At 59.6% G+C, this 22627-nt stretch carries 16 protein-coding genes and 6 pseudogenes; 17 read left to right on the top strand and 5 right to left on the bottom strand.

The window, feature by feature from the left end; translation table 11 throughout:
* Positions 1–220 precede the first annotated feature (220 nt).
* From ACVW1B_RS01080 to ACVW1B_RS01110, 7 genes and pseudogenes are all read left to right on the top strand, one after another.
* The gene (locus ACVW1B_RS01080; RefSeq protein WP_253603691.1) at positions 221–544 is read left to right on the top strand and encodes a hypothetical protein; all 324 of its coding nucleotides are present in this window, start codon (positions 221–223) and stop codon (positions 542–544) included.
* Between the two features lie 1137 nt (positions 545–1681).
* Positions 1682–3086: pseudogene (locus ACVW1B_RS01085) on the top strand (aminotransferase).
* A gap of 255 nt (positions 3087–3341) precedes the next feature.
* Positions 3342–3701 (top strand): annotated as a pseudogene (locus ACVW1B_RS01090) (IS110 family transposase); the annotation flags it as partial.
* 265 nt (positions 3702–3966) lie between these two features.
* Complete coding sequence (locus ACVW1B_RS01095) at positions 3967–4374, top strand: transposase (protein ID WP_375167302.1); 408 nt, start codon at positions 3967–3969, stop codon at positions 4372–4374.
* Positions 4375–4477: 103 nt separating this feature from the next.
* Positions 4478–4750, top strand: coding sequence for a transposase (locus ACVW1B_RS01100; RefSeq protein WP_253609773.1), 273 nt, complete (start codon positions 4478–4480; stop codon positions 4748–4750).
* A 143-nt stretch (positions 4751–4893) separates the two neighbouring features.
* Entirely contained in the window at positions 4894–5292 is a 399-nt protein-coding gene (locus tag ACVW1B_RS01105) for a transposase (RefSeq protein ID WP_253603687.1), read from the top strand.
* A 58-nt stretch (positions 5293–5350) separates the two neighbouring features.
* Positions 5351–6895 (top strand): annotated as a pseudogene (locus ACVW1B_RS01110) (ISL3 family transposase).
* Positions 6896–7110: 215 nt separating this feature from the next.
* Here ACVW1B_RS01110 and ACVW1B_RS01115 read toward each other — a convergent pair.
* The 3 genes from ACVW1B_RS01115 to ACVW1B_RS01125 all read right to left on the bottom strand — a co-directional run bounded on the left by ACVW1B_RS01115 (position 7111) and on the right by ACVW1B_RS01125 (position 9805).
* Positions 7111–8322, bottom strand: a complete 1212-nt coding sequence (locus ACVW1B_RS01115) for an NAD(P)/FAD-dependent oxidoreductase (protein WP_253603685.1) — start codon at positions 8320–8322, stop codon at positions 7111–7113.
* Positions 8323–8411: 89 nt separating this feature from the next.
* Positions 8412–8702 carry a non-heme iron oxygenase ferredoxin subunit gene (locus tag ACVW1B_RS01120; RefSeq protein ID WP_375167303.1) on the bottom strand — a complete coding sequence of 97 codons (291 nt, stop codon included), beginning with the start codon at positions 8700–8702 and terminating at the stop codon, positions 8412–8414.
* Between the two features lie 35 nt (positions 8703–8737).
* Entirely contained in the window at positions 8738–9805 is a 1068-nt protein-coding gene (locus tag ACVW1B_RS01125; protein WP_253603681.1) for a fatty acid desaturase, read from the bottom strand.
* 86 nt (positions 9806–9891) lie between these two features.
* On the opposite strand from ACVW1B_RS01125, the gene ACVW1B_RS01130 reads away from it, so the two are divergent.
* Positions 9892–10887 (top strand): LacI family DNA-binding transcriptional regulator, encoded by a 996-nt coding sequence (locus tag ACVW1B_RS01130; RefSeq protein WP_253603679.1) that lies wholly within the window; start codon positions 9892–9894, stop codon positions 10885–10887.
* Between the two features lie 1082 nt (positions 10888–11969).
* Here ACVW1B_RS01130 and ACVW1B_RS01135 read toward each other — a convergent pair.
* Positions 11970–12493, bottom strand: a pseudogene (locus ACVW1B_RS01135) (Mu transposase domain-containing protein); the annotation flags it as partial.
* A gap of 44 nt (positions 12494–12537) precedes the next feature.
* Between ACVW1B_RS01135 and ACVW1B_RS01140 the strand changes: the two are divergent.
* The 5 genes from ACVW1B_RS01140 (at position 12538) to ACVW1B_RS01160 (ending at position 15869) form a co-directional block, all read left to right on the top strand.
* Positions 12538–12804 carry a DUF5372 family protein gene (locus tag ACVW1B_RS01140; protein ID WP_253603677.1) on the top strand — a complete coding sequence of 89 codons (267 nt, stop codon included), beginning with the start codon at positions 12538–12540 and terminating at the stop codon, positions 12802–12804.
* A gap of 164 nt (positions 12805–12968) precedes the next feature.
* Positions 12969–13442 (top strand): helix-turn-helix domain-containing protein, encoded by a 474-nt coding sequence (locus ACVW1B_RS01145; protein WP_253603675.1) that lies wholly within the window; start codon positions 12969–12971, stop codon positions 13440–13442.
* A gap of 53 nt (positions 13443–13495) precedes the next feature.
* Positions 13496–13720, top strand: a complete 225-nt coding sequence (locus tag ACVW1B_RS01150; protein WP_253641389.1) for a hypothetical protein — start codon at positions 13496–13498, stop codon at positions 13718–13720.
* Between the two features lie 183 nt (positions 13721–13903).
* A complete protein-coding gene (locus ACVW1B_RS01155; RefSeq protein ID WP_253609772.1) occupies positions 13904–14404 on the top strand; it encodes a recombinase family protein in 501 nt (166 codons plus the stop codon).
* Positions 14328–15869, top strand: coding sequence for a recombinase family protein (locus ACVW1B_RS01160; RefSeq protein WP_253603671.1), 1542 nt, complete (start codon positions 14328–14330; stop codon positions 15867–15869). Before ACVW1B_RS01155 ends, ACVW1B_RS01160 begins: the two co-directional genes overlap by 77 nt.
* Here the strand turns inward: ACVW1B_RS01160 and istA are convergent.
* A pseudogene (istA, locus tag ACVW1B_RS01165) lies at positions 15787–16541 on the bottom strand (IS21 family transposase); the annotation flags it as partial. The gene ACVW1B_RS01160 and the pseudogene istA overlap by 83 nt on opposite strands.
* Before the next feature lie 665 nt (positions 16542–17206).
* Here istA and araD point away from each other — a divergent pair.
* The 4 genes and pseudogenes from araD to ACVW1B_RS01185 all read left to right on the top strand — a co-directional run bounded on the left by araD (position 17207) and on the right by ACVW1B_RS01185 (position 22622).
* Positions 17207–18946: an L-arabinonate dehydratase gene (araD, locus tag ACVW1B_RS01170; RefSeq protein ID WP_253603669.1), complete on the top strand. Its 1740-nt coding sequence runs from the start codon at positions 17207–17209 to the stop codon at positions 18944–18946.
* A gap of 336 nt (positions 18947–19282) precedes the next feature.
* Entirely contained in the window at positions 19283–20041 is a 759-nt protein-coding gene (locus ACVW1B_RS01175; protein WP_253603667.1) for an SDR family oxidoreductase, read from the top strand.
* 297 nt (positions 20042–20338) lie between these two features.
* Complete coding sequence (locus ACVW1B_RS01180) at positions 20339–21100, top strand: SDR family oxidoreductase (RefSeq protein ID WP_253609771.1); 762 nt, start codon at positions 20339–20341, stop codon at positions 21098–21100.
* A 98-nt stretch (positions 21101–21198) separates the two neighbouring features.
* Positions 21199–22622 (top strand): annotated as a pseudogene (locus tag ACVW1B_RS01185) (IS1380 family transposase).
* Positions 22623–22627 lie beyond the last annotated feature (5 nt).

Here is a 22627-nt window from a genome sequence, read left to right on the forward strand (position 1 = left end):
GGGCCCGACATATGTAATCCGCGAATACGAGCTGAATGGCGTTCGTGCGGAAAGCTGCATCGACGACATCGTTGGTTATATCGGGTCAGCCAGACTTTGCCAAAAACGTGTGCCGATACTCTTGGGCGGCTGGGATTGGCCGGGAGCAAGGTGGGTTTTGAACTCGGCTGCTGAAACCTGAGTGCACTTCAGGCGCGCCTTCCGGATATGAAGGTCGTCGATGCGTCTGGTCTCATCGGTGATGGCCGTGAAGAACAAGTTAGAAATTAACGCAATGCGCGAGGCGATGGCGGTGGCCGATGTGGCCGTGCGCGCATTTCAACAGTCGCGGCGGGATGGAATCGCCGAAGCAGAGATGGCAGCGACCGTCAACGGTGAGGTCAGAAAAGCGTGCGGTGATGAAGTCAGACTGGTCTCAATCGGTTTCGCTGGCTCGTTATTCCTGAGCGCAATCCGACTTCGCGTTCGCCCTGTTTGGCCGTCCGAAAGCCGCTTCCCTTACCGGTCACTAAACCGACGAATCTGCCAAATTAGTGCTGGATAGGTGCGCCGGATACACGAAGAAAGAGTTGGCAGTGGCGCGCACGCGCCGCTCGCGGTCCTTTTCGTGAGCAACGCGGCGAGCGATTTGACAGCCAGACCTCTGCAGGTACGCGACAGTAAGCCCGCGACGCTGCGCGTGCTTGCTGCATCGGCAGCGAAGCTCAGTCGTCATGGCGCGCGCGCCAAGGACCTTCTACGACTTTTACCGACGGCGAGTAGGAATTGCTCCGTTCGATCCATCGAATGCCACGTAGCTATAACCGAGCACGCGAATTTCCGCCCGGCCTTCGATTTCGCAGATCCCTCGACGAAGCGACAAGAGATGTGATGCTGGAGAACCAAAAATTCACGTGCCCAGCCGGATCACCGGGCCCGTCAACGCATAGAAGCTCCGCATTATGCAGATCCGGCGCAGATTTTCGGCCATAATGCGCTCGACTTAGGGGCATTCGGATTCAAGGCTCGGGCATAGTTGCCAGACCAATCTGCGCGCCGTTATCGCGCCAGCCTGTTAGAAATCACTGGATTGCAAAGAAATGATTGTAACAAGCCAGCATACATGTTCGGTACGTCCGAGCATCTCACGCGAAAGGTGCTCGACAAGTCGGTCGTGGAGCTCCAGGGGAATGCGTCGCCGGCGGACGACATTTACGGCTACTTGGCGTAGGACGTTGAGCCGCTCAGCACGATCGGCTGCTTGAACTTTAGGATCTGGCATTCTGACTTAGTCGGCATCGGCTGTTTGCCGCGCTTGCGGCACATCGGGGCGGCGAGCAAATGCAAGGTGGCGTTGGTAGCGGCCTGGTAAGACGGCCCCGCGGCGAGCAATTCGTTCGGAATATCACTCTAACGGGCTTGATCAGAGAGTAGCTCTGCCGCAGAGGCTATTGGATTTCTACTATGTGCTCAGTTTGTCGCAAGCATGAATATAGCGCCACCACTGAACGGCTGGTCTGGATTAACGATCGCGACCCTGGGCGTGCTTTCCGAGGTGATGGTGGTGAGTGCGCGGAAGTTCACAATCATGCCCGCCCCTTCGGCAGATGGAAACAATCTGATCTCGGCCGTGTGGGCCCACAGTAATCGAACCCAAATTTGTCTGCTTTAAGATCCCCGCAGCTTGAGAGAGTAATGCACAATGACCATCAACATCAAAGACATTAGCGAAAAGGACAGAAGCAGTGTCCTGCATCCTTTCACACAGCTCAAGGATTTCGCGACCGGCAAGCTTGGTGAGCCTACGATCGTCGAAACTGGCAAGGGGATCCGCATCCAGGACGCGCACGGTAAATATCTCATCGATGGTTTTGCCGGCATGTACTGCGTCAATGTTGGTTATGGGCGTACCGAGGTGGCTGAAGCAATCTCTCGTCAGGCTCACCGTCTCGCCTACTATCACTGTTACGCCGCTCACACGACGGACGAACTCGCAATCCTCTCGGATCGTCTCGTTAAGATGGCGCCAGGAAAGATGAGTAAAGTGTTCTATGGCATGTCCGGGTCGGACGCCAATGAGACCCAGGCAAAGCTCGTCTGGTACTATAACAACCTTCGAGGCAAGCCGAACAAGAAGAAGATCATAGCGCGCGAGCGCGGCTATCACGGCTGCAGCGTCATTTCTGGCTCAATGACGAGTATGAGCTTTTATCACGACCACATGGATCTTCCGCTGCCGCAGGTGGTGCGCACCGGTGTTCCGCATCATTATTGGGGGGCGAACTCTGGTGAGAGCGAACGCGAATTCTCCGCCCGCCGTGCAGTTGAGCTTGATCAGCTCATCGAACGCCTTGGTCCAGACAACGTTGGAGCGTTCATCGCTGAGCCGGTGCTTGGCACGGGTGGTATCACGCCGCCTCCGGAAGGCTACTGGAAAGCCATCCAGGCCGTTCTTAAGAAGCACGACGTCCTGCTGATAGCCGACGAAGTAATCACCGGTTTCGGTCGAACTGGCTCAATGTTCGGTTCGCAGCTCTATGGAATCGAACCGGACCTGATCACGGTCGCCAAGGGCCTTACTTCCGGCTACTTCCCACTTTCTGCCGCGATCATCGGTGACGACGTCTATAAAGTGTTCGAAGGCTGCGCTGACAGGGTCGGCGCATTTTCGCACGGCTATACCTATTCGGGTCATCCAATCGGCGCCGCTACGGCAAATGCCGTTCTGGACATTGTCGCGAAAGAGAACCTTCCTGGAAATGCCCGCGAAGTCGGCGCCTATTTTCAAGCGCAGCTCAAGGAGAAATTCGCGCAGTTACCGATCGTCGGTGAAGTGCGCGGGGTTGGTCTGATGGGGGCTATCGAGTTTGTCGCCGATCGCCACAAAAAGAGGCGGTTCGATCCATCGCTCAAAGTCGGTACTCGCGTCTCCATGGCCGCCCCGCGAGCGGGGCCTGATCGCCCGCCCCATGCCGCATGGCGATATTCTCGGCTTCGCACCGCCCCTCGTGACCACCAAGGCTGAAATCGACAAAATCGTTTTGATCACCGAGAGTGCCGTACGCTCCGTGATGGATGAGCTCGTCCGCGATGGGCAGCAGGTCTAACTTGGTAGCTGCAGGCTCTTCGGCCCACTATTTCGCAGAGCGCGACGTTTCCGCGTGACATCGTAGATTCCATGGGGCGGTGAGCGTGGCCTTTCCGATAGGTTTGGGTTTGTACACTCGAACCATCGGAGAAGTCAGATGCAAGCATCGACCACAGGCACGCCCACCGCCAGCCATTGTGGTACAATTTTTGTTGCGATCGAACTCAGTCAGAAGACGTGGCTTGTGACGCTGCACAGCCCGGGCTGGGATCGGATGTCGCGCCACAAGCTGCAAGGAGGCGATCACGCCGAACTGCTGGCTTTGATCGAACGGAGCCGCGCCCGGGTGGCGGAGAAGCTCGGATCGGTGCCGCGTGTGGTGAGCTGCTATGAAGCCGGCTATGACGGCTTTTGGCTGCACCGGCTGCTGGAGGCGGCCGGGATTTTGAACTTCCTGTTCGACCCCGCGAGCATTGCGGTGGAGCAGCGGGCACGGCGAGCAAAGACGGACCGGATCGACGGCGAGCTATTGCTGCGCACCCTGATGACCTATTTGCGGGGTGAGCCGCGGGTGGTCCGGATCGTGCGGGTGCCGCGCGTGGAAGCGGAGGATGCCCGGCGCGCCAGCCGCGAACGCGACCGGCTGGTCACCGAGCAGACCGCCCACAGCAACCGGATCAAGGCGTTGCTGCGTCTTCGGGGGATGGCGGTCGGCAATCCGCGGCGGCGCGACTGGCTGGCCTGGCGAGCGGCAGCGCGACTGGAAGGGCGAGGCGCTGCCGCCACATCTTCTGGCCGAGATCAAGCGCGAGCACGCCCGGCTGATGCTGGTGCGCGAGCAACTCGCGGCGCTGGAGCAGACCCGGGCTGCGGACACTTCTCCGGCGGTTCCGACGCCGATGGTCGAGCGACGGGATCAATTGCAGCGGCTCAAGGCGCTCGGCCCGGCGTTCACGGCAACGCTGGTGAACGAGCTGTTCAACAAGGACTTCCGCAACCGCCGCGAGGTCGCCAGCTATTGCGGCTTGACGCCCAGTCCCTGGAAGAGCGGCGGCACCGATCGCGAGCAAGGCATCAGCAAGGCCGGCAATCAGCGCGCCCGCCACAAGGCGATCGAACCTGGCCTGGCTCTGGCTTCGCCACCAGGGCGACAGCGCGCTCAGTCGCTGGTTTCGCACCCGCACCGCCGACGCCGGCAAGCGCGCCAAACGCATCGCCATCGTCGCGCTGGCGCGCAAGCTGATCGTGGCGTTGTGGCGCTACCTCACCACCGGCCTCGTTCCCGAGCAGGCAATGATCAAGGATAAAACCAACCACGTCCACCACGCGCCGCGGCTCCGCCGCGCTCCGTGCGGGATGGATGATGACCGTGCCATCCTAGACCTTAGGGGTAATCCTAGGAGAAGCGCCATGACGATTTCGCGGGCAGAGGTGATCATATCGGTCGAGCGGCGGCGTCGGTGGTCGCAAGATGAGAAGGAGCGGCTATTTGCGCTCGAGCCCGGAGCCACTGTTTCCGAGGTAGCTCGCATGGCCGGTCTTCATGTGAGCCAGCTGTTCAGGTGGCGCAAAGAGCTTGGGAAGCACGGTGATACGAGTACAGCGCCGTTAGTGCCGGTCGAAATTGGACCGTTTGTGCCGCCGCGGCATGTGGCCGAAGCGCCATTGACGACGGCGCGTTGAGGGAGGAGCCAGGGCATCATCGAGATTGATCGTAAGTGGCAAAGAAACCCCGTCTGGCGGAGGGATCGGCTATCGGCTGCTGAGTTTGTGAGCCGATGTGAGCTTCTATGTCTGCGCCTAGTTCTGGAACTAGAACTTTCCATGTGATCGAAGCGGTCGCCGACCATCTTGAGGGAGCGCCGCGGCAGCTTCGCCGACGCTGGTCGGACGAGTTTAAGGCGCAAGTTGTGACAGAGGCGCTGGAGCCTGGCGCGAGCGTATCGGCGATCGCCCGGCGGATCGGCATTCACCCGTCGCAGCTGTCCGCCTGGCGCCGCGATGCTCGGGCCGAGCAGCATTGTCGCTCGCGGCACTCGAGTTGCGGGGTTGTGGTGGCGTCTGTGGCAGGCGCGGTGATCGAAATTGCCATTGGCGAGGTGATCGTGCGCGCCGGCGTGGATGTCGACGAAGCGCACTTGGCAGCGGGTGATCCGGGCGGTCCGTTCGGCATGATTCCCTCCGGCGTGAAGGTGATGTCCTTCGGCTTGCAATATTGGCTCTGACTCACTTTTGATGCAGTTTGGGGGATGTCTGACGCTTTGATTGGGGAGAATCAGCGCCATGCAGCAGGCACTCCAGCGCTCCAATCTGGTGCCGAGTGGGTTTGTTGTAGAGAGTGCGTACTTCGAAGGTGATAAGGCCGTGATTGCGGTCCGGGCGTCGGGAAGTGTTGTCTGTGTCCATCGTGCGGAACGGTTTCTCGACGTGTCCATAGCCGGTATCGGCGACGCGTGACCGATCTGCCGCTCTCGGGGCGGATCGTCCAACTCCTGGTAATCGCCCGCCGCTTCCGCTGCGATGCCATCCTATGCAGGCGCCAGATCTTCATCGAGCGCTTCGTCGAAGGGGTACTGGCGCCATCGGCGCGACGGACGGCAAGACTGGCTCCATCGTCCATCATCTCGGTCTGGCGCTTGGCGGTCGACCGGCAGCAGGCTTTGCAAAGCGGCTAATGCTGCCAGTGAGCAAAGATTGGCTTCTTCGGGTAGTTCGGCGCCGCAGCCGTCCCCCAGCTGACCCGCTCAGGGTTATCGGTATTGATGACGCGTCGCAATCACCGATACGCCAGCATCGTCTGCAACCTGGAAAGGCACCGGGTGGTCACCCTGCTACCGGATCGTGAACCAGCTACCGCCCAAGCCTGGCTCTCTGCTCATCCCACGATCGCGATTGTCGCCCGCGATCGTGGTGGAGGATATGGCGAAGCCACGGCAAAAGCGCTGCCGCACGCGGTACAGGTCGCCGATCGTTGGCATCTGATGGAGAACGCCAGTCGGGCCTTCCTCGATGCCGTGCGCAAATCGATGCGCCAGATACGCATCGTCATCGGTGCGACCACGATCGATCACAAGCTGCTCACAGCCGCCGAGCGCTTCCAATATGAGGGCTATCTACGCCGCGAGGAGACTAACGCGGCTATCCTGGCTCTGTCGAAGAACGGCATACCTATCAAGCAGATCGTGCGTCAGACCGGCCATAGCAGGAAGCTGGTGCGACAGGTGGTCCGCGGAAACATCACGACGTCTTCCGAACCAGGCAAAGCTCGTTGGATCTGCACTTGCCATGGCTCGACGATCAATGGGCGCGTCCGGCTGCCGCAATGGAGCTGAACTTTGGCGCCGTTTAATAGCGCATGGCTTTCGTGGCTCGCTCCGCGTCATCAGCGAGTGGGCGACCCGCAGGCGAAGAGCCGAGAAACCGACGCGCAAACCCTTCAGCAGATCCCGTCGGCCAGGACGATCGCGCGTCTCATGACAATCGGGCGTGACTTGCTTACGAAAGGGGAGACGGTCACGGTCACGGCGATCGATCTGGCGCACCAACGTTGGTCGAGGCGCGCGAGATCATCGCTGAATTCCACTTGATGGTCCGGCGCAAGGTTGAGGTGGGACTTACCCCTGGATCGAGCGAGCCCGCGCAAGTCTTGTAGCTTCGTTCGCCAACGGCGTCGCCGAGGATGAGGCGGCAGTGCGGGCCGCTATCACTTCGCCCCGGTCCAACGGGCAGACTGAAGGTCAGATTACGCGCCTCAAGCTCGTTAGGCGTCAAATGTACGGTCGCGGGAAAATCGATCTGCTCCAAGCCAGACTAATCGGCGCAGAATAATCGGAACTGCACCAAAATTGCGTCAGAGCCCAATTTGAACGCCGATTGACAGAAAACGGCCTGTCGGTCTCAAGCGTGCAGCGCATCTGGCGAGCCTCGCCTACCGTGATCGGCTCTTCCCGCGCGATGCATCCAGATCTTCGAACAAGGAGGCGAACTGCGCCGACGATATCCGTGTTACACTCTCCCGTATTCGCGGCCGGCCAAAACTTAACTTAGCCCTTGATTAAGGCCTTCAGATTTGTTGTGGCGTCGCCAATCATTTGGCGAGTGGGTGAGCGGCCGCTTTCAATCAGGCGTTTCGCAATCATATAAGTTTTCGGATCGTTTATGACATCGGCAGCCAACAGCTTGTCACCCCCAAAATACCAATGAGACAAGGCTTGGTCCGATCCACCGCCTCGAACGACTATCACATCATGCTCGTGACCCAGCCCCACAATCTGTAAGCAAGTATCGTATTGATCAGACCAGAACCATGGACGTGCTACATACTCGCGGTCGGTCCCCATGATATTTTCGGCGACACACTCGGCCATCTCAATGGCATTCCCAACGCTTTCTAAGCGAACCTGCCGGCCCCCCATCGGGAAAGATGCACAATCCCCTGCCGCCCAGATCTTTGGATCAGACGTCCGGCACATGCTGTCCGTCACTATCCCGTTCGCAACTGCGAGGCCAGCCGCATTCGCCAACTCTGTGCGGGGAGTAATACCAACGCCAACCACAACGCAGTCAGCGGCAACTTCGCTGCCATCAGACAATAATACGCCCTCAACGGCATCTAGGCCACGAAATCGATCTGGCTTTACACCTTCGCGGACAATAACGCCGTTGGCTTGATGCAACTTGCGGATATAATCTGCGGTTGGATGCCCTGCGACGCGCTGCAATAACCTCGACGCAGCTTCGATGATGGTGACGTGCAGTCCACGCTGCGCTGCAGTGGCCGCAATCTCAAGACCTAGATACCCGCCGCCGATAATCGCGACCGACTGCGCCTTAGCAAAAGTTTGGAAAATGGAGTCTGCATCAATGAGATTTCGCAGGGTGAAGACACCAGAAAGTCCGCGCGTCATTTCAGCGGGCAGCTTGCGCGCTTCTGCTCCCGTTGCGAGCACAAGTGCATCATAGGGTGCGTCACCACCCTCGAAAAGCACGCGCTCGCGCGCACGATCAATTTCGAGAATCGGTTGATTGCTCCGGACTTGAATACCCTGCTGCTCATAGTACTCGCGAGATCTAAGTAGGAGGCTTGCAGCGCCGAATGCACCAGTCAAATATTTCTTTGACAAAGGAGGCCGGTCGTAAGGCAAGACGCCTTCGTCGCCGTAAAGGGCAATATTTCCAGAGAAATTTAGCTCTCGTAGTCGTCTAGCAACTGAAAACCCAGCGAGCCCCGCGCCTGCGATAACAACGTTATCCATATTTCAAGCCTGAATTATTCGCGCAGTCGCGCAATAGACGAAGGCAACTCTGCGGAGAATTGAATATCTCTGCGAAGATGAACAAGGAGTCAGATTCGGATGTAGATATGCCCATCCTCGACCTTCGTAGGATATATCTTGAGATTAACTGTGACGGGCGCAGATAGCGCCTTGCCGGTTGTAACGTCGAACCGCCCTTGATGTAGGGGGCACTCGATTACGGTCCCGATCACGAGCCCGTCCTCAAGGTGAGCAACTTCGTGGGTGCAAATGCCATCCGTGGCAAAAAAACCTTTGGGAGTGTTGTAGATCGCGTACCTTGCGCCATCATACTCGAACCCGAGGACATCTTCAGAGTCCACATCGTCAGTAGCACACACTCGTACCCAAGCGTCTTGCAATGGATTCCCTCCGGTTAGTGGGGGGCTGGCACTTCCAGAGCATCAGTCTCGATGCTCAAATGCCTGTTCCGCATAGCCTTATAAATGTCGATCGTTAGTGGAATGACGCCTCTAGGCTCGGGCAACCTGGTCTTGACCTCTGCATTCAGGGCCGGAAGTTTGTGAAATGGAACCGTCGGGGCAAAATGATGCTCAACATGATAAGACATGTTCCAGTAGTAGAGACCATAAAACCAGTTGTTCTTAATCGAACGCGTGGAGTGCGTCAGGTCAAGATCATCCTCGCCCATCTCAAAATGCTGGGTTGCCACAAAGCTCCTGCTAATGACATCGCCCACAATTTTCGGGATCACGTAAAACCAAACCACCAGCATCGACTGGAAATAAATCGACAATGCCGCGAGCGCAACCCAGACCGTGACGAAAACAATCGAATTACGACGCATTGGCCACAGCTCGCTCGCAGGAGTAAATCTTCGGGTTTTCTCCGAAAATTTCCCAAAAGCGTTCCGCACCGCGACAAACACAAACCGATATTCGATGCCCAAATACCAGCGGATGTACGTCCAAAGATCGACCTTTTGACGCACAGTGAATGACATCTGAGCGTCCTTTTCCCAGAACCAAGTGTAGGTGTGATGTTCGGCATGACTGTAACGCCGATACATCGGCTCTTGCCCGTATATAAGCGAAGAGAACCAGAAGACCACCTCGTTCAACCAACGAGTCTTAAAGGCGGTCCCGTGAGCGCATTCGTGGCTTGCCGAATAAGCAAATAGCGAGAGGGTCCCGCCGAACAGAATGATCGTCGGAATGACCCAGCGCGTACCCCACGACAGATAATAGAGCCATCCGTAGAGCGCGATAGACGAGACGCAAAGGAAAAGTTGAAGAAGCGGTCTCGCATCGCTTCGCCTCATTAGGCTCTTCATCTTCTTTTTTTCGATAATAACGCCGACCAGGCTAGGTGGCACCCAAGGCTCAGCTTTGAAAGCCGGCGCCGGAGCAGCTTCCGGGCTCTCGAACCCTTCAAGATCGCCGCTGGCACTAACGCCTTGCAGTCGGTTACTATCTGGAACCATCGTTTTGCCCTCGATGTAAGCGCTTTCATGGCATTGTTAGCGCAACCCTTGTTGATTAGCAAGAGAGATATCGGTAAAGATTCACCATGATCGCACCGCTGGGTGAAGACGAGACAGTGCCAACTTTGTCAGCCGTGGCAAAGCGTGTGGGCGTTTCGTCGGTGACTGTCAGTCGGGTGCTGCGAACGCCTGAGCGGGTAGCGCCTGAAACCCGCGTCAAAGTTGAACATGCGATGCGGGAACTGGGCTACGTGCCCAACCTAGTCGCGGGGTCACTAGCCAGCGCGCGAACCAGATCTGTTGGTGCTTTGGTGCCAACTATTGCCAACTCTACTTTTGCCGATACCGTTCAGGGCCTGACAGACGAGTTGGAGCCTCTTGGTTACTCGGTGATCCTTGCCGAATCCCGCTATGACGCAGCACGCGAGGATCGCATGCTTCTCGCTCTTTTGTCTCGGCGACCTGAAGCGATCATAATGGTGGGATCGCCGGTGACACAGTATGGCCAGCGGCTGCTGCGCCATGCGCGAATTCCCATCGTCGAAACTTGGGAATTGCCCGCAAGTCCTATCGATGCCGTAGTAGGATTTGACAATTACAAGGCCGGCCGTGCGGTTGCACGGCACCTCATCGCACAAGGGCGGCGGCGAATGGCGTTTATCGGAGGGAATGAGCGGAGAAGCACGCTTCGCTGGAGTGGTTTCCGTGACGAAATTTTGGCGAATGGGCTCCAAGAACCACGGCTCTTAATTCTTGAACGAAATGCGAGGGCTGGTGACGCCGCACATGCGAATTTGCCTGATGTCGATGCTGCCTTCGCCTCGAGCGATGCTTATGCCATTGGGTTCATGGCAGGTTTGCGCAAAGCTGGCCTTTTGCACGATGGCCCAGCGCACAAACAGCCCGTTGCCGTGATTGGACTCGGCAACCTTGAAATGGGACGACTGATCTCACCATCTCTTAGCACCATTAGTGTCCACGGTCACAAAATTGGGCGCACTGCTGCGGTGCTAACACTTGACCGCTCTGGCGAGCGTCGAGTCGACATTGGGTTCGAACTGGTACTCCGCGACAGCGGCTAGCGGACGTGGGCAAAACTGTTGGGACTTACCGTTCGCTTCCGCAGAGATGTCCGCGCCGCTACATCGCAGAATCCGTTCGGAGAAATTCTCTTGACCGGTACGCACAATTTGCACGCCCTCGACAGCTTAATAATCCCGGAATTTCGCGACGGCACGGGGGAGGAGTCGCGCATTTGAAGGGGGATTCGAAGAGAGATTGCTCTCGCACAAGACGAATCGAGCAACGCACGATTCAGCTTGACACTGGAATGACTTCGCTAACATGCACATGAAAGCGTAAACAGTCGCTGTTTCCACCGAGGCGAGGTGGCGGATTCGCAATCGCGCGCAAACTGAGCCCGCTGCTTGCCGGCGGACCTGGGCCACTCGTCCCTGCAGCACTGGCATGGTCTGGAAGCTGGTCGCTACGTGTTGGTAGTCCCAGACCCTCGACGAGAGCGTCACGATCGACCACACGTTTGACCGCGCAATGCCCGCGGCATCCACAACGGCATCGCGAGTGTAAAGTAATGACGCAGCAACTCCGCATCCTACAGTCGTTTTGGGCGATGGAGCGACGGCGGCCGGGTGAAGCGGAATGGCCACTGGAGGCGCAGCTTGCGATGATCCGCGACGCCGGCTTCGACGGCGCGGGCGTTCGGTTCATCGATCCGGTATTCATGCGGGAAGTCACCGAGTTCCTGCACGTCCATAACATGATCTGGCAGACGCAATGCTACCCAACCGATGTCGACGATCTGAAGCCGGTGCTGGAACTGGTGTCGCGCTATGGGGCCGATCACGTCAACCGGTGCGGATTCCGACGATGTCGCCCACCTCTTCGATTTGATCTCGCCCGGGGCGAGGCGTTCTGGCCGGTTGGTTCTCATGTATCGGGCAAGCCGCGTGGTCAATCTGGAATCGCGGCCCGGATCTGTTTTTCTTCTTCTGCGGTTGTTGTGGGCATGTGGGCAACGCCCTGGGCGTTGTCCAAGCGCAGCGGCATGTCCACAGCGCCACGGGCTCAGGCCTTTCGGGCGGATGGCAGGGTTCGACGCAAGCTTTCGCCGGAGAGATCGAAGCGCTCGTCGAGAATGAGATCGCAACGCGCTGGTCGCCGGGCCGATCGCGGCGGCGTCCTGGCGGATGCGCACGATGGTCCAGCTGGCATAGCGGCGATGGCTGGAGGCCATGTGCTCCGGCACGGTGGTGTGCTTGTGATTGCCGCTCATGCGCTGATGCGCGGCAATCCGCTCGCCCTTGTGGAAGATCTCGACAGTGCGGGCGGTGAACCGCATCTCGACCTCGGCACGAGCGAAGCGATGCGGAACGCTGTAGTAATGCTTCTCCACCTCGACGTGGTAGTCGAGGTTGACGCGCCGGATACGCCACTCCGCGAGCACGTGGGGCTCGCCGGCAACGGCTTGAGCGCCGGCCGGTCGACCTCCTCGAGCAACCGGCGGCGCGTCACGCCGAGCCGCCGGATCGGCCGCTCCTCGTTGAGCCTGGTGAGCAACTCGCCGATCGCCGCGTTGACCTCGGCGAGGCCGTAGAAGACACGGTGGCGCAGGCGGCCGAGCAGCCAGCGCTCGATGATGAGGACAGCCTGCTCGACCTTGGCCTTGTCAAAAGTCGTCGACTGCAGGTCATGCGGGTACGGCCCGGCAAAAGGTGCGGATCACGCATCCCTTCCATCCGCTTTGCGGTCGCAAGTTCGAGCTGATCTACCGGCGCCGTCATTGGGGCGAAGACCGGGTGGTCTATGAGGGCCAGAACGGTCGACTTTGCACGATCGCGAGCGCGTGGACCGATATCGATCCACCCGATGAGTTCCGGCTGATCGCTACGGACAGAGCAGCCTTTTGCGTGGCTGACCTGTTGGCGCTTTGTGACGCGCTGGACCGACTTGCCGAGAGCATAGGCGCCAGCGATGCGTAAATATAAATACGCCGCCTATGTAAAGATAATAATGCCATGCCGTCGACGCGGTACGGCGCATTACCTCGCGACTATTAGTGCAAAATCCTCATGTAGCGTCGGCTCTTCCATTGACACCCAACATACAGAGGCGTATTTATATTTACGTCAGATTGAGACCGAGCATGGCCACGGCGAAGAAGCGGGATCCGAAGAGCGAGGCGTTGGCGCAAGACGGCGTTCTCAATCCAAATCCGGAAGCAGTCCGCGACACCTCGTTCGTCAGCAACCCATTCTTCGATGCGAAGGACCTGGTGCAGGTGCGCTACGAGATGGTGCGACGCCACCAGGTCGACGGCGTTGCGATCAGCGAGGCCGCCGAGACATTCGGCGTCACACGGCCGACCTTCTACAAGGCGCAGAGCGCCCTGCAGACCGTCGGGCTTGCCGGCCTGTTGCCGAACCGGCGAGGCCCCAAAGGCGGCCACAAGGTCTCCGCCGAGGTCGTTGCGTTCGTCGCCGCTCTCAAAGCTGCAAGGCCCGAACTGACCACGTCGCACTGCCTCGATGCGATCGAGGCGCGATTCGGCGTCAAGGTGCACCGGCGCAGCCTGGAGCGGGCGCTGGCGCGCAAAAAAAAACGACTCAACCCAGCCTGATTGTCGCGCCTGCGGACGCAACAGACAGCTACGAGAAGCTGCGCGCCGCCGCATTGCGTGCCGAGTTCACGGCCTGCCCGGGTCTCGCCATTCTTCGTCGACGGGGATTGGCAGCGTGGATCCGAGCACGCGGACAGGAGGTCGATGCCGAGGAGGCCTACCGCGACCATCGGCTCGCGCACTCGGCCCTGGACGATCCGTCGCCCGCAACAAGCGACGTCACGCGCCTCATCGCCGGCATCCTCGTCGCCATCGCAATGGAGCCCTTCCATGCCTGAGCTTAAAGTCATCTCAAGCGCGACGCCTACCTCTATGTCCGCCAATCGACCCTTCGCCAGGTCGCCGAGCACGGCGAGAGTACCCAGCGCTAATATGGGTTGCGGGACCGAGCAGTTGTGGCCGGCTGGCCGGCCGAACGCGTCCACGTCATCGATCGCGATCTCGGCAAGTCCGGATCAAGTATGACAGCACGCGACGGCTTCCAGCGACTGGTGAGCGAGGTGGCGCTCGGCAAGGCCGGTATCGTCATGGGACTGGAGGTCTCGCGCCTTGCGCGCAACTCGGGTGACTGGCACCGGCTCATCGAGCTTTGCGCATTGACGGCGACGCTCATCCTTGACGAAGACGGTATCTCCGATCCAGCCAACTTCAACGACCGCCTCCTGCTCTGGCCTCAAAGGTACGATGAGCGCGGCCGAGCTGCACATCCTCAAAGCGCGCATGCGTGGCGGTCAGCTCAACAAGGCCCGCCGCGGCGAGCTCGAGATGTGCCCTCCGGTCGGGTTGGTTTACCGGAACGATCGGATCATCGGCCTCGATCCCGACCTCCAGGTGCAGAACGCAATCCGTCTGGTGTTCGATACCTTCGAGCAGACCGGAAGTGCGATGCAGACAGTCCGCTTCCTCCGGGAGCAAGGTTTGCTGTTCCCACGCCGTCTCCGGACAGGGCCGAACAAGGGTGACCTCCTGTGGGCTGCGCCGCACCATGCGCGCGTCCTGCAGGTGCTCCACAATCCGCGCTACGCTGGCGCTTTTGCGTATGGCCGAACGTGCATACGGCACCGGCCCGATGGTGGCACCAGTGTCGTCAAGGTTGCCAGGGCCGATTGGCAGTTCGTCATGCCGGGAATGCACCAGGGCTACATCGACTGGGAGCGCTTCGAGGCCAACCAGCGGCGGCTCGCCGACAACGCTCTTGCCTTCGGTGGCGAGCGGCGGTCAGGGCCGGCGCGCGAGGGACCGGCGCTCCTCCAAGGTCGCGTAGTCTGTGGCCCGTGTGGCGAACGCATGGGTGTGCGCTACAGGCAGGAGCACGGCCGCATCGTCCCAACCTATCCGTGCCAGGCGAACGTAATACGCTGCGCGGGAGCGACCTGCCAAGCGGTTCCCGGGAAGATCGTCGATGCGGCGATCGCAGGCCTGATGATCGAGCTGATGACGCCGATGACGCTGGCCGTCACCCTTGAGGTGCAGCGCGAGCTTGAGGCGCGCGCCGCGGAGACCGACGCTGCGCGTCGCCAGCATGTCGAGCGGATGCGCTATGAAGCCGAGCTTGCGCGTCGACGCTACCTGAAGGTCGATCCCGACAACCGACTCGTCGCCGATTCGCTCGAGGCCGAATGGAACGACAAGCTGCGCCGTCATGCCGATGCCGCTGAAGACTACGAGCGCCGGAGCAAACAGCAGTCTGCGGCACTCAGCGCAGAAGCCCAACGACGCATCCTTGACCTCGCCGAGCAGCTTCCGCGAATCTGGCAAGATCCGCGAGTTGACTCCCGCGAGCGCAAGCGCATCGTGCGTCTGCTCATCGACGACGTAACCTTGATCAAGTCGCAAATGATCACGGCCCATGTCCGCCTGTCGGGCGGCGCCACGCGTACCTTGGTGCTCGACCGGCCGCTACCCATCGCCCAGATCCGCAAGTTCAAACCTGAACTCGTCGCCGAGGTTGATCGTCTTCTTGACGATCATTGCGATCGCGAGGTCGCCGAGATTCTCAATAATCACGGCTGGCGTACATGGGAGGCAAAGGCGTTCAATCTGAAGAAGGTTGCCTTCATTCGCGGCGCCTACAAACTCGCGAGCCGATATGAGCGGCTGCGTCGACGTGGTATGCTTACGACGCGCGAGATCGCCGCCAAATTCTGCGTCTCCGAGACAGCCGTACACACGTGGGGTCGCCAGGGGCTCATCATAAAATGCTATACCGACAGTCTGAACCGTGGCCTGTGGGAGGTCCCGCCGCATGACGATCCGCAAGGGCTGCGGTGGGCGCGGCGCCCGCTCGGCGCAGCTCACCGCCATCACCGCGCCATCAAAGGAATGAGGTGCAGTATGAAGCGCTCGCCTTGTCGCGCGGCTTGCGCGGCCGCGCCGGCAGGACGGCCGTGCCGCAATGCGCGGCCATCTCCGCATAGGTGCGATTGATCTGCGGGTCGTAGAGGCTCGCCTTGATGACTGCGACTTTGGTGTTGTCAGGCACCAAGAGCGCCGGGACGCCGCCGATCGCCGCGAAGGCGCCAACATGGGCGCTGATCTAGTCGGCGAGCCCCTGTGTCCACGTTGCCTGCGCATAGGTGAAGTTCGAGGCGCCAAGCACGGCGACGAAGACCTGCGCCGTTCTGCGCTCACCGGTGAGGCCGTCGACCACCACCGGCACGCCGTCGCCCGCGTATCGACGAACAATTTGTCGCCGGCCGCGTGCGCCTGGCGCATCGTCACCGACAGGCGTCCCTCCCAGGCGCGGTAAAGCTCGCAGAAGCGCGAGTACCGGTATCCGCCGGGCTCGGCGCCGATGTACTCCTCCCTCAGGATCGACAGCGTCATGTGCTTGCGCTTGAGCTCGCGGTGCACCGCCGCCCAGTCGGGCTCGGCGATGCGGCGATGACCCTGCCGGTTACCGTTGCCGGTCTTGGCGAATAGGCGGGCCTCCAGGGCCGCGTCCGTGAGTTCGTCGGGCAACGGCCAGCCCAGGCCTGCGGCCTCGAACCGCCGGATGGTCAACCGCACCGTCGGGGGCGCCGCGCCCATCCGCCGCGCAATCTCGCGGCTCGGCAGCCCAGCCGCCTTCATCCTGATCACATCGCGCACACGGCGCATCGCAAGCCTCTCCGTCGGCATCCAGGGTCCCCTTTCGCAAAGCCGAAAGGACGGACCCTATGGGAGCCAGAAGAGGCCTCGTCACCCGGGCGACATCATCCCGGAATGGCGGGCGAGATCGTCTCGGAATGGTGGGCGACATCCAGCGGAATCCGCACCCCTAACCAAAGGGATGAGTCTGCTCGGATGAAAAAGCTGCGCCTTAGGCGATAGCAAGCAGAATTTCGGCGATGCTAGCCAATATATCAGAGAAAAACGGCCTTAAGCTCCAATAGTATTCGCGCTCGCCGAAGCGGGTGATCGTCGGTCGAAGCTGAGAGTTCTGCCGACGCAACGCTTCTCGGGTTGTGTCGCCTTGAGCTAGTCAGATTTGAGGGGGTCGACATCAGCCAGGCACATTGGTCGGGCGGCGGTTGCCTAGTGGGAGCCGTCGATCTTTTTAACCAATGGTGCAACAGCACATCAATGCGGGCAAAAATGCTCTCTTGCGCAACTGCGCTGTTTGATGCCCGTGATGCGCCAAGTGCCTCGCACAGCCTAGCGCTGCTCGAGCCATTCAAACGATGCTTTTGTGGCAACGCCGCAATAATCGTCCTTATCATCAGCGAGAACCTGTTCTTAGGTACTATAAATCGCACATAGGTCTAGAAATGGGGCTGGCAACCATGAGCAATAGAAAGAAAACACCCGACCAGCTGCGTAGTGCGCGCTGGTTTGCACCTGACGACCTTCGCTCCTTCATCCACCGCTCGCGCGTGATGCAGATGGGTTATGCCCCAACGGAGTGGGGGGATCGGCCTATCATTGCAATCGTCAACACTTGGTCGGATGCGCAGCCCTGCCACACGCATTTCAAAAGCCGCGTTGAGGATGTCAAGCGCGGAGTGCTGATGGCCGGCGGCCTGCCGTTTGAGTTGCCGGCGCTGTCGCTATCGGAATCGCTGTTAAAGCCGACCACTATGCTCTATCGCAATATGCTCGCGATGGAGGTCGAGGAACTGTTGCGCAGCCATCCCATAGATGGCGTTGTCCTAATGGGCGGCTGCGACAAAACCACACCTGCGCTGCTACTGGGCGCCACCAGCATGAACATTCCCGCGATCTATCTGCCGGCCGGGCCAATGTTGCGCGGCAATTGGAAGGGCAGGACGCTCGGTTCGGGGTCTGACACCTGGAAATATTGGGACGAGCGGCGCGCCGGAAATATTTCCGACCGCGACTGGACTGACATGCAGGCCGGAATGGCCCGCAGCTATGGCACTTGTATGACCATGGGTACGGCGTCAACCATGACCGGTATCGCGGAGGCGATCGGAATGACCTTGCCTAGTGCATCCTCTATCCCCGCGGCGGACGCCAACCATATTCGCATGGCCTCTGAATGTGGCCGCCGTATTGTTGAGATGGTCTGGGAGGATCTGACGCCGCAACAGATCCAGAGCAGAAAGGCCTTCGAGAACGCGATCTCGGTCGCGATGGCGATGGGCTGCTCGACAAACGCCATCATCCATGTGATCGCGCAAGCGCGTCGAGCAGGCCACGATATCGGGCTCGATGATTTCGAGATGGCGAGCCGCAAAGTTCCTGTGATAGCCAATGTGCGGCCAAGCGGCGATGTCTATTTAATGGAGGACTTCTTCTATGCTGGCGGGCTACGTGCCCTAATGAACCGGATTAGAGAGCATCTCCATCTTGATTGCATCACGGTAACCGGCAAGACGGTCGGCGATAACATCGCAGGCTCGGAGGTCTATAATGATGATGTCATCCGCACAGTCGATAAGCCAATCTACAAGGAGGGCGCGCTGGCTGTACTCAAGGGTAATCTTGCGCCCGACGGCTGCGTCATCAAACCGTCCGCCTGCGATCCACGCTTCCTTAGGCACACTGGAACCGCACTGGTATTCGACGACTATCCATCCATGAAGAAAGCAATCGACGATCCCGATCTCGAGGTCACGGCCGACCATGTGCTGGTCCTGCGCAATGCGGGCCCGCAGGGCGGACCGGGCATGGCGGAGTGGGGCATGCTCCCGATTCCGACCAAGCTCGTCAAGCAAGGCGTGCGCGACATGGTGCGTATCTCGGATGCGCGTATGAGCGGCACGTCCTATGGAGCCTGCATTCTGCATGTCGCGCCGGAGTCCTATGTCGGTGGCCCTCTTGCTCTGGTACGGAATGGTGATCGCATATCGCTCGACGTGGCCGCGCGTACCATCAATCTCGATGTGCCGGAGACGGAGCTCGTAAAGCGCCGGGCCGAATGGAAACAACCGCAGCGTCGCTTCGAGCGCGGCTATGGCTGGATGTTTTCGCGCCATATCAAGCAGGCCAATGAAGGCTGCGATTTCGATTTTCTGGAGACCAGCTTTGGCGGGCCTGTCGGCGAGCCATCGACCTACTGAGAACGTCACGGGCGCGCCAAAGCATGGAGGCCGAAATTTCTACCCAACTTCTGCGATTGCACATTCCGGCCCATGCTAGGACATGTTGCTTTTGCAGATATCGGCGTTCCAGGGTCACGTTCTCTCGCTGGATTCCGGCCATTTCGCCAAGGGCTGGTCGGGATGGCCAAGACAACTCGTATTCAAGATCGAGTTCCTGACGCCCGATTTGTCGAGCCGTTGATCTAGTCATGCTTCGCCATGCTCTAGCGGGCGACAAAAAAATACATGATCAAATCGATCGTCACCTTGTTAACCTGAATGCGCGATAGGGAAGCAGAACATGAGAGGAAGGCAATGAGCGAGGCCCGGAAGATTGCAATCGTCACCGGTGCAGGCACTGGAATCGGACGCGCCGCGGCGCTATCGCTGATGAAGGTGGGCTTCACTGTGGCTCTGGCGGGCCGCCGGCTCGATAAGCTGCAGGAGACGAAAAAAATCGGGCAGGACAGCGGCGGCGAGAGCCTAGCCGTGGTAGCCGATCTGACTGATCCACGATCTATCGGCGCTTTGTTTGCCAAAGTAATCGAGACCTATGGTCGGCTCGACCTGCTCTTCAATAATGCCGGCCTCGGCGCACCCGCCGTGCCGTTTGAGGACCTGAGTCTCGCGCACTGGCAGCAAGTAGTGGACACCAACTTGACTGGGGCGTTCCTATGCTCGCAGCACGCCTTCCGCATTATGAAGGACCAGACCCCGCGCGGCGGACGCATCATCAACAACGGCTCGATTTCCGCGCATGCGCCGAAACCGTTTACCGCAGCCTATGCTGCGACCAAGCATGCCATGACCGGACTCACCAAGGCGACCAATCTCGACGGTCGCGCCTACGACATTGCAGTCGGACAGATCGATATCGGCAATGCGGCAACGCCAATGACCGAGCGCATGGGCGAAGGCTCACTGCAGCCAGACGGTCGCAGGATTGTCGAGCCACGGATGGACGTCAAGGCGGTCGATAATGCGATAGCCTACATGTCGATGCTACCGCTCGACGCCAACGTGCTGTTCATGACGGTAATGGCATCGAAAATGCCGTTCGTTGGACGGGGCTAGTCCCATTTTGCATTGGAGGTGCTGTATCGCCCGTGTAAAAGACCGCCCTGCTATGCCACCCCTGAACAGCCGGTGACTATCTGGCCGGTGCGCCGCAATCAAGTCGCCATAGCCGGCTGCCGTCGAGGTGCTCGATCGCAACTGCGGGGGCGGCGTCGAGGCTTGTCGAATGAGCGGAAAAACAGGTTCGCGTCCCTGGCCGTGTTCATACAGACATCCCCTAAGAGGGTGAAAGAGCCGGAGAAGTCCGGCTGTATTAAGCGAAAATGCTTCAGAAAAGCAACGGAGAGATCTTTCATGACAAAACACGAGAAACGCGTAGCCTGGGTGACGGGCGGTGGAAGCGGAATCGGCGAATCCGGCGCGGAGTTCCTGGCGGCGGATGGCTGGACGCTAGTGGTGTCCGGCCGCCGCCAAGAGGAATTGGATCGCGTGGTGGCCAACATCACCAAGAAGGGCGGCAAGGTTGAAGCAATTGCGCTTGATGTCAGTAACAAATACGACGTCAACACCGCCGCTGACGCAATCGTCGCGAAGCATGGCCGGATCGATCTTTTGGTCAACAACGCCGGCATGAACGTGACGAAGCGGAGCTGGGCTGATATGGATCCGGAAGGCTGGGACAAGGTGGTCGAGGTCAACCTCAACGGCGTACTCTATTGCATGCGCGCGGTATTGCCGACAATGCGCAAGCAGAAGGATGGCTGCATCATCAATGTCGCATCATGGGCGGGGCGTCACATCTCGAAAATGCCTGGGCCCGCCTACACGTCGACCAAGCATGCGGTGCTGGCGCTGACCCATTCCTTCAACATGGACGAATGCGCCAACGGCCTACGTGCCTGCTGCCTTTCACCAGGCGAGGTCGCCACGCCAATTTTGAAGTCGCGGCCGGTGGTGCCGAGTGAGTCCGAGCAGGCGAAAATGCTGCAGCCCGAGGATTGCGGCCGCACCATCGCCTTCGTCGCCAACATGCCCGCGCGCGTTTGCATGAACGAGATCCTAATCAGCCCGACGCATAACCGCGGCTTTATCCAGACACCGGCTAGCAGGGACTGAACACCTAGCCCGCATTTCTCACAGAGTTTAGCGCATCGGGGCTTAGAATCAGCGAAAGTTGTTTTGCAAGAAAGACTTCTTGATGATTCAAACCCCCGATGCAGACAGAGCGTATCCGGGATATGTTTGGATTTGAAGCCGTCGAAGGCCGCCAGATGATTGCGGCGTTTGACGGTGGTGCGATCACACCGAATGCGGGGGGGGGGGGACGCGACGGATCGGGCGATCAGGATGGTGGATCGGCTGGCATCGTGCTTTGTCGATTCGGCGATCCCCAGCGCAGGTCGAGCATTCAGTGGCGACGCTGGTTGGATAGCAGATATTCGTCATTGCGCTCGGCTACGAGGACCTCAACGACCATGAGACGCGGCGCCACGATCCATTGATGGCGATGCAGGCGGGGAAGCTTGAGGGGCGGCGCGCGGACTGCGCCGCAGTAGCCGGCAAGTCGACGTTGCACCGGCTGGAATTGTCGAAGCCGGAACCATCGCGCTATCACAAGATCAGCTATGATGCGGCGGCGGTAGACCGGCTATTCGTCGATCTGTTTCTCGATGTGCATCGGACGCGCCCCGCCAGGTCACCCTCGACCTCGAATGCCACCGATGATCCGTTGCATTGTGAGCAGGAAGGGCGCTTCTTTCATGGCTACTACAAGTCTTATTGTTACCTGCCGCTGTATATTTTTTGCGGGCGGCGCCTTCTTTGCGCCAAGCTGCGCCGGTCCAATATCGACGCTAGCGCGGGCTCGGTTGAAGAGGGTGTTTGCGCAGATCCGCGGGCTTGCCCAAGGTACGCATTCTGCTGCGGGCGGATTCGGGGTTCATGGTGCGAACAGAACGACGTCACTCGACTTGGCCAAGAATAGCAGGCGGATTGCCGAGATCGTGGCCGAGCTCGCCCGAGGCCGCCGAGGAAAACCGCCAGAGCGGTAGGCCAGCCCAGCGCTTCAAGGACTTCCAATACAGAACGCGCAAGAGCTGGAGCCGGCATCGTCGCGTCGTCGGCAAGGCCGAGTGGATGATCCCGTCCGTCGCCGAGAGTGAGAGCGCGACAAAGCCCCGGTGCAAGAAGAAATCTATCAGGTCGGCGATCGACCTGGCCATGTTGGAAGCCCGGGCCAATCGGCACTTCGTCGTCACCTCGCTTGCAGGCCGACCAGCATCAGGCCCGCGCGCTCTACGAGAAGCTCTATTGCGCCCGCGGCGAGATGGAAAATCGCATCAAGGAATGTCAGCTCGATCTGTTCGCCAGGACCTCCACCCGCACCATGCGCGCCAACCAGTTGCGGCTTTGGCTGTCCTCAATGGCCTATGTCCTGATCAGCGCGCTGCGCCGCACCGCCCTTGCCACGACCCGCTTCGCCGACGCCACATGCGGCACCATCCGCCTAAAGCTGTTCAAAATCGGCGCCTATGTCCGCATCGCCGTCCGCCGGATCAAGTTCTCGATGGCATCGGCGTTTCCCTATACCGACGTCTTTCGCTCCGCATGGGCCGCGCTCGACGGTGCGGCTCTCTGAACCCT

Source organism: Bradyrhizobium sp. USDA 4502 (assembly GCF_054063355.1).